Origin of the sequence: Streptomyces spinosus, assembly GCF_020400655.1 — a bacterium.
Taxonomy (GTDB): domain Bacteria; phylum Actinomycetota; class Actinomycetes; order Streptomycetales; family Streptomycetaceae; genus Streptomyces; species Streptomyces argyrophylli.
The window spans coordinates 292,992-305,298 of sequence record NZ_JAINRC010000013.1 but is presented as its reverse complement, the minus strand read 5'-3'; the positions used below and the strand labels follow the sequence as shown (position 1 = coordinate 305,298).

At 72.7% G+C, this 12,307-nt stretch carries 10 protein-coding genes; 9 read left to right on the top strand and 1 reads right to left on the bottom strand.

The window, feature by feature from the left end; all coding sequences use genetic code 11:
• The 4 genes from LG395_RS25805 to LG395_RS25790 form a co-directional block, all read left to right on the top strand.
• Positions 1-438: alpha-glucosidase C-terminal domain-containing protein (locus LG395_RS25805; protein ID WP_225811399.1), on the top strand; the 438-nt coding region annotated here is incomplete at its 5' end.
• A gap of 31 nt (positions 439-469) precedes the next feature.
• A complete protein-coding gene (locus tag LG395_RS25800) occupies positions 470-1,834 on the top strand; it encodes a maltokinase N-terminal cap-like domain-containing protein (RefSeq protein ID WP_171159022.1) in 1,365 nt (454 codons plus the stop codon).
• A gap of 3 nt (positions 1,835-1,837) precedes the next feature.
• Positions 1,838-4,039, top strand: coding sequence for a 1,4-alpha-glucan branching enzyme (gene glgB, locus LG395_RS25795; RefSeq protein WP_225811398.1), 2,202 nt, complete (start codon positions 1,838-1,840; stop codon positions 4,037-4,039).
• A gap of 91 nt (positions 4,040-4,130) precedes the next feature.
• Positions 4,131-5,219: a glutamate--cysteine ligase 2 gene (locus LG395_RS25790; protein WP_225811397.1), complete on the top strand. Its 1,089-nt coding sequence runs from the start codon at positions 4,131-4,133 to the stop codon at positions 5,217-5,219.
• Positions 5,220-5,228: 9 nt separating this feature from the next.
• Here the strand turns inward: LG395_RS25790 and LG395_RS25785 are convergent, their stop codons facing one another.
• Positions 5,229-5,462: a DUF6480 family protein gene (locus tag LG395_RS25785; protein ID WP_171159019.1), complete on the bottom strand. Its 234-nt coding sequence runs from the start codon at positions 5,460-5,462 to the stop codon at positions 5,229-5,231.
• Positions 5,463-5,610: 148 nt separating this feature from the next.
• Between LG395_RS25785 and LG395_RS25780 the strand changes: the two genes are divergently transcribed.
• The 5 genes from LG395_RS25780 (at position 5,611) to LG395_RS25760 (ending at position 12,306) form a co-directional block, all read left to right on the top strand.
• Positions 5,611-7,512: an AMP-dependent synthetase/ligase gene (locus LG395_RS25780; protein ID WP_225811396.1), complete on the top strand. Its 1,902-nt coding sequence runs from the start codon at positions 5,611-5,613 to the stop codon at positions 7,510-7,512.
• A 162-nt stretch (positions 7,513-7,674) separates the two neighbouring features.
• A complete protein-coding gene (locus tag LG395_RS25775; protein ID WP_171159017.1) occupies positions 7,675-8,109 on the top strand; it encodes an ATP-binding protein in 435 nt (144 codons plus the stop codon).
• A gap of 196 nt (positions 8,110-8,305) precedes the next feature.
• On the top strand, positions 8,306-9,682 hold the full coding sequence (locus tag LG395_RS25770) for an NAD(P)/FAD-dependent oxidoreductase (RefSeq protein WP_225811395.1): 1,377 nt from the start codon (positions 8,306-8,308) through the stop codon (positions 9,680-9,682).
• A 95-nt stretch (positions 9,683-9,777) separates the two neighbouring features.
• On the top strand, positions 9,778-9,987 hold the full coding sequence (locus LG395_RS25765; protein ID WP_225811394.1) for a DUF4287 domain-containing protein: 210 nt from the start codon (positions 9,778-9,780) through the stop codon (positions 9,985-9,987).
• Positions 9,988-10,083: 96 nt separating this feature from the next.
• The gene (locus LG395_RS25760; protein WP_225811410.1) at positions 10,084-12,306 is read left to right on the top strand and encodes an FUSC family protein; all 2,223 of its coding nucleotides are present in this window, start codon (positions 10,084-10,086) and stop codon (positions 12,304-12,306) included.
• The last annotated feature ends 1 nt before the right edge of the window (position 12,307 follow it).

Genomic DNA, 12,307 nt, shown 5'->3' with positions numbered 1-12,307 from the left:
GCGTGCGACCCCGGCAGGCTCTACCTCCCCACGATCATGGACCCGGTCTACGGCTACCAGGTCACCAACGTGGAAGCCTCCATGTCGTCCCCGTCCAGCCTGCTGCACTGGACCCGCCGCATGATCGAGATCCGCAAGCAGAACCCCGCCTTCGGCCTCGGCTCGTTCACGGAACTGACCTCCTCCAACCCGGCGGTCCTGGCGTTCCTGCGCGAGTACGGCGACGACCTGGTGCTGTGCGTGAACAACTTCTCCCGCTTCGCCCAGCCCACCGAGCTGGACCTGCGGGCCTACGACGGACGGCACCCGGTCGAGCTGATCGGCGGTGTGCGCTTCCCCGCCATCGGTGAACTGCCCTACCTGCTCACCCTGCAAGGCCACGGCTTCTACTGGTTCCGGCTCACCCGAGTCGCATCCCGCATCGGCCGCCGCCGCTGAACGCCCGGCGCCGAGGAAAGGACGCGTCACCATGCCGAAGACCATCACCCCCCGACCGCGCACCGCGGCCGGGCCCGACGGGCCGCTGGCCTCGTTGGGCGGGCTGCTGCGCGACTGGCTGCCGAGTCAACGCTGGTTCGCGGGCAAGGACCGGCCGGTCACCGATCTGTCGGCGCTGTCCGTGACCGAGCTGTTCCCGGGGTGTCTGCACCTGCTGGTGCACGCCTCGCACGTGCCGGTGCCCACCCCCGGCGGCACTCCCCCGCCCGGGGACTGCTACCAGCTGCTGCTCGGCCTGCGCCAGCACCTCGCCCCACGGCTGGAGCGGGCGTTCATCGGGCGTGCCGTGGACGGCCCGCTGGCCGGGCTCGCGGTGTACGACGCCCTGCACGACCCGCGCTCGGCCCATCTGCTGCTGGAGCGGCTGCGGCAGCCCGGCACGGCGGGCCCGCTGCGGTTCGAGACGGACCCGGCCGCCCATGTGCCCGGCGGTCTGCCACCGCGGCTGCTGGACGCCGAACAGTCCAACTCCTCCATCGTGTACGGCGACGCGTACATCCTGAAGCTGTTCCGCCGGATCCAGCCGGGCGTCAACCCGGACCTGGAGGTGCCGGCGGCGCTGACCGCGCAGGGCTGTACCCGGGTGCCGGCGCCGGTGGCCTGGTTCACCACGACCGCCCCGCGCCCGGCCACCCTCGGTGTGCTCCAGCCGTTCCTGCCGGACGCCACCGACGGCTGGACGCTGGCGCTGCGCGCGCTCGCCGCGGGCGACCACTTCACCGCCGAGTCCCGCGCGCTGGGCCGGGCCATGGCCGAGGTGCACCTGGCGCTGGCCGAGGCCTTCCCGCCGGCCGGGCCGGGCGAGAACGGCCGTACGGCCGAGGCGATGTGCGCGCGGCTCGACGCCGCCGCGCACGCCGTCCCCGGGCTGCTGCCCTACGTACCCGGTCTGCGGGCCGCCTTCGGGGCGCTCGCCACGTGCGACACCGGGCCGCCCGCCCAGCGCATCCACGGCGATCTGCACCTCGGACAGGTGCTGCGGGCCGGCCGCGACTGGTTCGTCATCGACTTCGAGGGCGAGCCGTCCCGCCCGCTCGCCGAGCGGCGCGCCCCGCAGTCCCCGGTGCGGGACGTCGCCGGGATGCTGCGCTCCTTCGACTACGCGGCCCGGCAGCGCCGCCCCTGGCGACCCGAGTGGGCGCGCCGCTGCCGGGAGGCGTTCTGCGCGGGCTACGCGGCCCGCGCCGGCTGGGATCCACGCAAGAAGCACGCGCTGCTGCGCGCGCACGAGACGGACAGGGCGGTCTACGAGGTGCTGTACGAGGCGAGACACCGGCCCGACTGGCTGCCGGTACCGATGGCGGCGATCAAACGGCTCGCCGTGTGGGGAGGCTGACCCATGGCACTGAAGGACACCACACCCCCCGAGGCCGCCGGGCCCAGGCCCTCCGCGGACGTGGCCCTGGACCCCGCCGACCGCGGCCGGCTGCTGGCCGGCGCGCACCATGATCCGCACACCCTGCTGGGCGCCCACCCGGTGCCGGGCGGCACGCTGTTCCGGGCGCTGCGCCCGAACGCCCGGACGGTGAGCGTCGTGATCGACGGCACGCCCACCGCGCTGCGGTCGGAGGGCGACGGTCTGTTCGCCGCCGTCCTGCCCCACGCGGAGGTCCCGTCGTACACGCTGCTGGTGGCGTACGACGACACCGAGCAGGAGGTGCACGACCCGTACCGCTTCCTGCCCGCCCTCGGCGAGCTGGACCTGCACCTGATCCGCGAGGGCCGGCACGAGCAGCTGTGGCGGGCGCTCGGGGCCGAGCCGATGGTCCACCAGGGCGTGGCCGGCACCCGCTTCACCGTGTGGGCGCCCAACGCCCAGGGGGTGCGGGTGGCCGGGGACTTCACGTACTGGGACGGCACGCAGTACCCCATGCGGTCGCTCGGCGCGTCCGGGGTGTGGGAGCTGTTCCTGCCCGGGATCGGCGAGGGCACCCGGTACAAGTTCGAGATCACCTCCCGGTACGGGCACCGGTTCCTGAAGGCCGACCCGATGGCGCGGGGCACGGAGGTGCCGCCGGACACGGCGTCCGTCGTGACGTCCACGCACTACGAGTGGGGCGACGCCGAGTGGATGGCGCACCGCGGTGACACCCCCGTGCACCAGGCGCCGTTCTCGGTGTACGAGGTACACCTGCCGTCCTGGCGGCCGGGGCTGACCTACCGTCAGCTCGCGGAGGAGCTGCCGCCGTACGTCAAGGAGATGGGCTTCACCCACGTGGAGCTGATGCCGGTGGCCGGGTACCCGTTCAGCGGCTCCTGGGGGTACCAGGTCACCTCCTACTACGCGCCGACGCCCCGGCTCGGCTCGCCGGACGACTTCCGGTACTTCGTGGACGCCTGTCACCGGGCCGGCCTCGGCGTGATCATGGACTGGGTGCCGGCGCACTTCCCCAAGGACGACTGGGCGCTGGCCCGGTTCGACGGGGACCCGCTGTACGAGCCCGGGAACGCGCTGCGCGCGGAGCACCCGGACTGGGGGACGTACGAGTTCGACTACGGCCGCACCGAGGTGCGCAACTTCCTCGTCGCCAACGCGGTGTACTGGTGCGAGGAGTTCCACGTCGACGGGCTGCGCGTGGACGCCGTCGCCTCCATGCTCTACCTGGACTACTCGCGCGACTCCGGCCAGTGGGAGCCCAACGTCTTCGGCGGCCGGGAGGACCTGGACGCGGTCGCCTTCCTCCAGGAGATGAACGCCACCGTGTACCGGCGCTGCCCGGGCGTGGTGACCATCGCCGAGGAGTCCACCGCGTGGGACGGGGTGACCCGTCCGACGGACGCCGGCGGGCTCGGGTTCGGGCTGAAGTGGAACATGGGCTGGATGCACGACTCGCTGGAGTACATCCAGAAGGAGCCGGTGCACCGCAAGTACCACCACAACGAGATGACGTTCTCGATGGTGTACGCCTACAGCGAGAACTACGTCCTGCCGATCTCCCACGACGAGGTCGTCCACGGCAAGCAGGCGCTGGTGTCGAAGATGCCCGGCGACTGGTGGCAGCGGCGCGCCAACCATCGCGCCTACCTCGGCTTCATGTGGGCCCACCCCGGCAAACAGCTGTTGTTCATGGGGCAGGAGTTCGCCCAGGGGGCGGAGTGGTCGCACACCCGCGGCCCCGAGTGGTGGCTGCTCTCCGACGACTACCACTCGGCCGGCGACCACCGGGGCGTACAGGCCCTGGTGCGGGACCTGAACACGGTGTACCGGGCGACGCCGGCGCTGTGGCAGCGGGACACCGACCCGGGCGGGTTCCGGTGGGTGCTGTGCGACGCGGCCGACGACAACGTGCTGGCGTTCCTGCGCTTCGCCGCCGACGGCGGCCCGCTGCTGGCGGTGTCGAACTTCTCCCCGGTCGTCCGGCACGACTACCGCCTGTGGGTCCCCGACGGTCTCCCCGTCTGGCGCGAGGAGCTGAACACCGACGACACCCGGTACGGCGGCGGCGGCGTCCGCACGGAGGGTCCCGTCAAGACCGAGGAGGGGTTCCTGCACCTGACGCTGCCCCCGCTCGCCACCGTCTGGCTGACGCCACAGAACTGAAAGCCGCAGGTGTCGGCGACCGTGCGAGGGGCAGTCGGGGTCGTACAGACAGCGACTGCCCCCGTGGCACGGACAGAAGGGCGGCACCCAGGTGCGCACCGTCGGAGTGGAGGAGGAACTCCTTCTGGTCGATCCGGACAGCGGCGACCCGAAGGCACTGGCGGCGGCGGTCCTCGCACGGGCCGCCCAGGACGATCCCGGCCAGGACGTCTTCGAGAAGGAGCTGTTCGGGCAGATGCTGGAGTTCGCCACGCATCCGCAGTCGGACATGGCGGACCTCGGCGACGAGATCGTCCGCTGCCGCAAGGAGGCGGCCCGGCACGCCGGGCAGATCGGCTGCGGGGTCGCCGCGCTGGCCACGTCCCCGCTGCCGGTCAGTCCCGCCCTCAGCGTGAACGACCGCTACCAGTGGCTGGCCCAGCGGTACGGGATACCCACGTGGGAGCAGCTGGTCTGCGGCTGCCACGTCCATGTGTCGGTGGAGTCCGACGAGGAGGGCGTCGCGGTCCTCGACCGCCTCCGTCCGTGGCTGCCGGTGCTGCGGGCGATCAGCGCGAACTCCCCGTTCTGGCAGGGCCGGAACTCCGGCTACGCCAGCTATCGCAGCCGGGTGTGGAACCGGTGGCCGTCGGCCGGCCCGACCGAGCCGTTCGAGACGGCCGAGCGGTACCAGCGCCGGGTGGCCGACATGGTGGACACCGGGGTGATCCTCGACGAGGCCATGGTCTACTTCGACGCACGGCTGTCGGCCCGCTACCCGACGGTGGAGATCCGGGTGGCGGACGTGTGCCTGGGCGCGGAGAGCGCGGTGCTGATCGCGACGCTCTGCCGTGCCCTCGTGGAGACGGCCGCCCGGGAGTGGCGGGCGGGCCGGGCGGCGCCGGACCCCGGTGTGAGCCTGCTCCGGCTGGCCGACTGGCAGGCGGCCCGCTACGGCCTGGAGGAGGACCTGCTGGACCCGGTGACCATGCGGCCCCGGCCCGCGCCCCGGGTGCTGCGCTCCCTGCTGGAGTACACGGGCGACGCGCTCACCGAGTCCGGTGACGCGGCCCGGGCCGAACGGGCCGTCGAGGAGCTGCTGCGCACGGGCAACGGCGCGCGGGAGCAGCGCAGGCTGCTGGAGCACACCGGCAGCCTGCGGGACGTCGTCGCCGAGTGCGTGCGGCGCACGCAGGGCTGAGCGGACCGGTCAGAGGATCAGTACGAGGGCGTACACCAGGAAGAAGGCCGCGATCAGCACGACCAGCAGCAGGATCAGGGTCAGCGGCGCCTTGGCCCAGCCCCTGCTCTGGACGTGCGGTTCGCGGGGACCGGCCTCGGGCATGCTGCTCTCGGCCGGCGGGGTCTCGCCGGGCGGGACTCCCCCGCCTGGTTCCAGACCGGTCGTGCGCTCGGGCTCCGGATCGGGGTTCACATGACTCATGTGTCCCGAGTCCCCAGGACACGCCCACATCATCAGCCGATCACGACTTCCCCGTTCCCCTCACCGAACGCGCCTGCCTGGGCTACATTCGAGCACCGCCGACACCGAGCCGATCGGCGGAGTGACCTTCCGTACCCAGGAGCAGCGCATGCGGAACCTCGCCCTCGCTCCCGCCCCCGCCGTCGTCCCGCCGCTCACCGGCGGCCTCGCCGACAGCGTGTTCGCCACGGCGGAACGGAATCCGGCGCTGCCGGTCCTCGCGCGCCGGGACGGTCCCGCCGCCCCCTGGCAGGAGGTGACCGCGGTCGAGCTGCGGGACGAGGTGGTCGACCTGGCCAAGGGCCTGATCGGCGCCGGTGTCTCGCCCGGTCACCGGGTGGCCCTGATGGCCCGCACCCGCTACGAGTGGACGGTGCTCGCGCACGCGCTGTGGGCGGTGGGCGCCGAGATCGTGCCGGTCCACCCGGCCTCCTCGCGGGACCAGGTGGAGTGGATCCTGCGCGACACGGGCTGTGTGGCCGTGGTCGTGGAGGACGAGCAGGGCGTGATGACCGTCGGCACCGTGTGCACCCGGCTGCCACGGCTGCGGCACGTCTGGCAGCTCGACGCGGGTGCCCTTCCGCAGCTCGCGGCACGGGGCGCGGCCGTCCCGTACACCACGGTGGAGTCGCTGCGCCGGATCGTGCTGCCGGACTCCACGGCGGCCGTCGTCTACACGTCCGGCACCTCGGGGCGCCCGATGGGCTGCGCGCTCAGCCACCGCTCTCTGGCCTACCCCTGTGACACGCTGCTGGCCGGCTGGGCCCACACCGCCGCGCCCCCGGGCGAACAGCCGTCGGTGCTGGCGTTCCTGCCCTTCTCGCACGTCTACGGCATCATGATCATGCTGATGTGTGTGCGGGGCGGGGTGCTGATGGCGCACGAGCCGGAGCTGACCGGTCCGGCGCTGGCGTCGGCCCTGAGCACGTTCCGGCCGACGTACCTCTACGGTGTGCCGTCGGTGTTCGAGAAGCTGTACAAGACGTTCCTGCGCACCGCCCAGCAGGCGGGCCGGGGTGCCCTGTTCGAGCGGGCCGCGCAGACCGCGCGGGACTTCGCCGCCGCCGAGGAGCGCCGGCGGCTGGGCACCGGGCCGGGCCCCGGACTGGAGCTGAGGCTGCAACACGCCCTGTACGAGCGGACGGTGTACCGCAGGCTGCGGGCCGCGCTCGGCGGCCGGGTGGTGCGCGGGACCTCCGGCGGCAGCGCCCTCAACCGCGAACTGAGCATGTTCTACGAGGGCATCGGCGTGTACCTCCACGACGGGTACGGGCTCACCGAGGCCTCCGGCGGGATCACCATGCAGCCGCTGGGCCGGGAGAAGTCCGGGACCGTGGGTCTGCCGCTGCCCGGCACCGAGATCCAGGTGGCCGACGACGGGGAGATCCTGGTGCGCGGTCCGTCGGTGTTCCAGGGCTACATCAGCGACGAGCACGCGACCCGGGCCGCGCTGCGCGGCGGCTGGCTGGCCACCGGGGACATCGGCCGGCTGGACCCCGAGGGCTATCTGACGATCACCGGGCGCAAGAAGGACATCATAGTCACCAGCGGCGGCAAGAGCGTGGCCCCGGCCCCGCTGGAGCAGCGGCTGCGGATGCATCCGCTGGTCCACCAGGCGGTGGTGATCGGCGACGACCGGCCCTGCGTGGGTGCCCTGATCACCCTGGACCCGGAGTTCCTCGCGCACTGGCGGGCCGCCCTTGCCCTGCCGGGCGACGCCCAGGGACGGGAGACGCGGGAGGAGAACGCCCTGCGGGAGGAGATCGCGCGGGCGGTGGCCTCCGCCAACAGCGCGGTGTCCCGAGCGGAGTCGATCAGGGTCTACCGCGTCCTTCAGGAACCGTTCGCACCGGACAACGGGCTGCTGACGCCGTCCATGAAGCTGCGCCGGGACGCCGTCGTGCGGCACTACGCGGCCGAGATCGAGGCGATGTACCAGGCGCGTTCCCGGTCGCGGCCGGGTCCGCCGGAGCCGGCCGAGTGGGACGAACCGGACGATGTCTTCCGCTGACGGCGCCCCGGAAGTACGGCGGACGGGCGGCGGGTGCGAGGGGAGACGGATAGCCTGCGCGGCTGGGGGAACCCGCAGCCCAGCGAGAGATCAGCAACGACGACCGTTCCGGCCGGAACGGGCCGAGCAGGCCCGTTCCGGTCCGGGACCGGGGAATGCGAGATGGTGACGGAGCCGCGCTGGGACGACACACCGCCCTCGGAGGAGAAGTACGAGCGTACGTTCTCCTTCCCCGGGGAGCTGCGCAACGTCACGGGGGCGCGGCTCGCGGCGGAGGAGTTCCTGTGCGCCCTCGCCCGGGACGCGCCGCCGGGCGCGCACGAGTACTGGGACGACATCCTGCTGGTCGTGACCGAACTGGCCGCGAACGCGATCCAGTACGCGCCCGGTCCGTTCGACCTGCGGATGCGCCGCACGTTCGACGGGGTGCACGTGACGATGCGGGACACCAGCACGACCAGACCGGAGCCGCGGCCGTTCCACCCCCGCACGGGCGGCGGCGGCATCGGCTGGCACCTGGTGCACACGCTGTGCACCCAGGTCAGTGTGGTCGTGCACGACCACGGCAAGGACATCCACGCGTTCCTGCCCTGGTGACAGGTGTTCGACGTGTAGGTGTGCGTCAGCCGGTTACTCCACGTCCCAGTGGGGGCATGCTGGTCCCCACGCGTTCGTCTGCCTGCCGCACCCAGCTGGCGGAACGGCTGGAGGCACGGTGGGATCGGAGTTGGCGCAGAGCGATCCGGGGCATGCGAACGGCGTCGAGTCGGACCGCCCGGAGCCGCAGAAAGGGATGAACACCGTGACACGACCCAGGATCCTGGTGGTTGGCGCCGGCTTCGCCGGAGTCGACTGCGTCCGCCGCCTGGAGCGGAAACTCGCCCCGGACGAGGCCGACGTCACCCTGGTGACGCCGTTCGCCTACCAGCTCTACCTGCCGTTGCTGCCCCAGGTCGCCTCCGGCGTGCTCACGCCGCAGTCGATCGCCGTGTCGCTGCGCCGCAGCAGGAAGTACCGCACCCGGATCATCCCGGGCGGCGCGATCGGGGTGGACCTGAAGGCCAAGGTGTGCGTCATCCGCACCATCACCGACAAGATCGTCAACGAGCGCTACGACTACATCGTGCTGGCACCGGGAAGCGTGACCCGCACCTTCGACATCCCGGGTCTGACCGAGCACGCCTTCGGGATGAAGACCCTCGCCGAGGCCGCCTACATCCGCGACCACGTCATCTCGCAGCTCGACCTGGCGGACGCCAGCGACGACCCCGCCGAGCGGGCCGCGCGGCTGCAGTTCGTGGTGGTCGGCGGCGGCTACGCGGGCACCGAGACGGCGGCCTGTCTGCAGCGGCTGACGCACGCGGCCGTACAGCGCTACCCGCGGCTGGACCCGGGCCTGATCAAGTGGCACCTGATCGACATCGCGCCCAAGCTGATGCCCGAGCTGGGCGACAAGCTCGGCCGCAGCGCACAGGAGATCCTCAAGCGCCGCGGCATCGACGTCTCGCTGGGCGTGTCGATCGACAAGGCCGGCCCGGAGGAGGTGACGTTCACCGACGGCCGCGTGGTGCCGACGCACACGCTGATCTGGACGGCCGGGGTGGTCGCCAGCCCGCTCATCGCCACGCTCGGCGCGGAGACGGTCAAGGGCCGGCTGGCGGTCACCGCCGAGATGTGCCTGCCGGGCTACGACGGCGTGTTCGCGCTCGGCGACTCGGCGGCCGTGCCGGACCTGGCCAAGGGCCAGGAGGGCGCGGTGTGCCCGCCCACCGCCCAGCACGCCATGCGGCAGGGCAGGAAGGTCGCCGACAACGTCATCGCGGCGCTGCGCGGGCAGCAGATGCAGCCGTACGTCCACAAGGACCTGGGGCTCGTCGTCGACCTCGGCGGCAAGGACGCGGTGTCCAAGCCGCTGGGCATCGAGTTGCGCGGAGTTCCCGCGCAGGCGGTGGCCCGTGGCTACCACTGGTCGGCGCTGCGCACCAACGTCGCGAAGACCCGGGTGATGACCAACTGGCTGCTGAACGCGGTCGCGGGCGACGACTTCGTGCGCACCGGCTTCCAGGCCCGCAGGCCCGCCCGGCTGAAGGACTTCGAGTTCACCGATTCCTACCTGTCACCGGACGAGGTCCGGGCCCGGGTGGAGGGCGCGGGCATCGACCACCCGTGAGGTGACATGGATCACAGAAGACCGCCGATCACTTCACCGCGGATCGGCGGTCTTCCCTGGTGATCACAGACGTCACACGGAGGGGACACCCCGGCATGACCGAGAAGACCGTCAAGGGTCCGGCGAGCTACTTCCCGTCGATCGAGAAGAAGTACGGCCGCCCGGTCGGCGAGTGGCAGGAGCTGATCCGTTCCTCGCCGCTGACGAGGCACATGGAGCTGGTCGGCTGGCTCAGGTCCGAGCACGGCATGGGCCACGGGCACGCCAACGCGCTGGTGGCCGCCACCCTGGCCGGAGAGAGGTGAGCCGGGGCCGCGTGCGATGCTGGACCGGAGATCGATTTCCGGCACGGGAGAGAGCGCGGCGGCGTGAGGGCAGTGGCACGGTCGGGACGGGTACGGATGTGGGACCGGCTCGCGGCGTCGGATCCCGGGCTGCTCCGTCTGACCGCGGGACTGCGCACGGTAACCGCGATCGCCCTCACCCTCGCCGTCCTCGCCGCGCTGCACGTCCCGGTGCCCCAGCTGGTCGCCGGGGCGATCGCGGCGATGGTCGCCACCTTCGCCATCCGGGAGAAACAGCGCGGCCAACAGGCCGTGACGCTGGCGTTCGGCCTGCCGGTGGCGCTGGCCTCGGTGTCGCTGGGCGCGCTGCTCAGCCAACGGGTCGTCGCCGGCGACCTGTTCTTCGTCGTCCTCATCTTCTGCGCCGTCTACGGCCGCCGCTTCGGTGACCGGGGCACGGCACTGGGGCTGATCGGCTTCCAGGTCTACTTCCTGTCGCTGTTCGTGGGCGCGACGGCGTCCGTGCTGCCGGAGCTGTACGGCGTCATCTGCGTGGCGTTCGTGTGCAGCGCGGCCGCCCGCTTCGCGCTGCTCCCGCAGACCCCGGCGGGCACCCTGGACCGGCTCCGGCGGGCCTTCCGTGCCCGGCTCGCCCAGCTGCTCGCCACCCAGGCCGAGTTGCTGGACGCCGGACCCGACGAGGCCGAGAAGGTGCTCGCGGACCTGCGCACCGGCACCGCGCGGCTGCACGAGACGGCGTTGCTGATCCAGGGCCGGCTGGAGGACGGCACGTCGGACCCGGCGGTGGCCCGGCTGCTCCAGCGCCGGATCGCGGACGCGGAGATCGCCGCCGAGCGGCTCGGTCTGCTGCTGCTCACCGCGCGCAGCGCGCAGCGGACCGACACGCTGACCCTGCACCTGCCGGGCGCCCCGCTGCCCTCCGGCGGCGAGCTGCCGGTGCGGGACGAGGCGACGGCCGCGCTGCGCCGGGATCTCCAGGCGCTGCGGCTGCTGACGCTGCGGCCGGCCGGGGAGGCGTCGGGGACGGCGCTCGCCCAGGTGCGCAACCGGCTGCTCGGCTACCGGGAGGAGGAGAACCTGCCCCCGGCCTCCCCGGCCGTGCAGGACGTCTTCCGGGGCCTCGGCGAGACCGCGCGGGCCGCCCTGGGCCTGCGGCTGGCTCTGGACGGGCCCCAGGACGAGTCCGACGACACCCCGGCGACCGCCCGCTCGCGCGAGGAGCTGGACGCGGAGGACGCCGCGATCGAGGTCAGCGAGGAGAGCGAGGCGGAGGAGGCGCGGCCGACCGGTCTCAAGCGGCCCACCACCCGGGCCGCCGTCCAGGTGGCCGTCGGCTCCGCGCTGGCCATCGTCGGCGGTGAGCTGCTGTCCGCCCAGCGCTGGTACTGGGCGGTGCTGACGTGCTGGATCGTCTTCCTGAACACCGCCTCCACCGGCGAGATCCTGGTGAAGGGCTACCGCCGGCTGCTGGGCACGGTGCTCGGCGTGGTGGCCGGCATCGGACTCGCCGCCCTGGTGGGGCACCACACCTGGACGGCGTTCGCGCTGGTGCTGCTGTTCATCTTCGCGATGTTCTACACCGCGCCCCTGTCCTACACGCTGATGTCGTTCTTCGTGACGGCCATGCTGGGACTGCTGTACACCCTGCTGAACACCTACAGCCTGTCGGTGCTCGTGCTGCGGATCGAGGAGACGGCGCTCGGCGCGGCGTGCGGGGTGATCGCGGCGGCCGTCGTGCTCCCCGTCCACACCGACCGCCGTACCAACGAGCTGCTGGTCGCGGTGCTGGACCGGCTCGCCGACGTCACGCGCGGCGCCGTCGACCAGCTCAGCGGCGGGGCGGGCGGCGACCTGGTGGAGCAGGCGCGCGAGCTGGACCAGGCGCTGGCCGACCTGCGCGCGGCCACCCAGCCGCTCACGCACCCGATCACCCCGCTGCGCTCGCGCCGGAACACGGTCCGGTACGTGGTGGCGTTGCTGGAGACCTGCGCGTACCACGGGCGGTCCCTGGCGGCCACCGCCGAGCTGCTGCCGACGCACCCGTCGATCGCGGCGGACCCCCGGCTGCGCGGGGCGGGCCGACGGATCGTGCACAACATCGAGGCGATCGCCGCGCATGTCGCCGACCCGAGGTCCGCCACACAGATCGAAACCGGCCCCAGCATCGCGTCGATGCTGGAGCCGGGAACCCTGCGCACCCCGCGCTACGGCCGCGTGACCGACCGGGTGCTGCGCCACCTGCAACGCCTGGACGAGGCCGTCTCCGGCCTGGCCCGGCCGCTGGGCCTGGCCGGAGGGCCGGCCCAGCCACGGAAGTGAG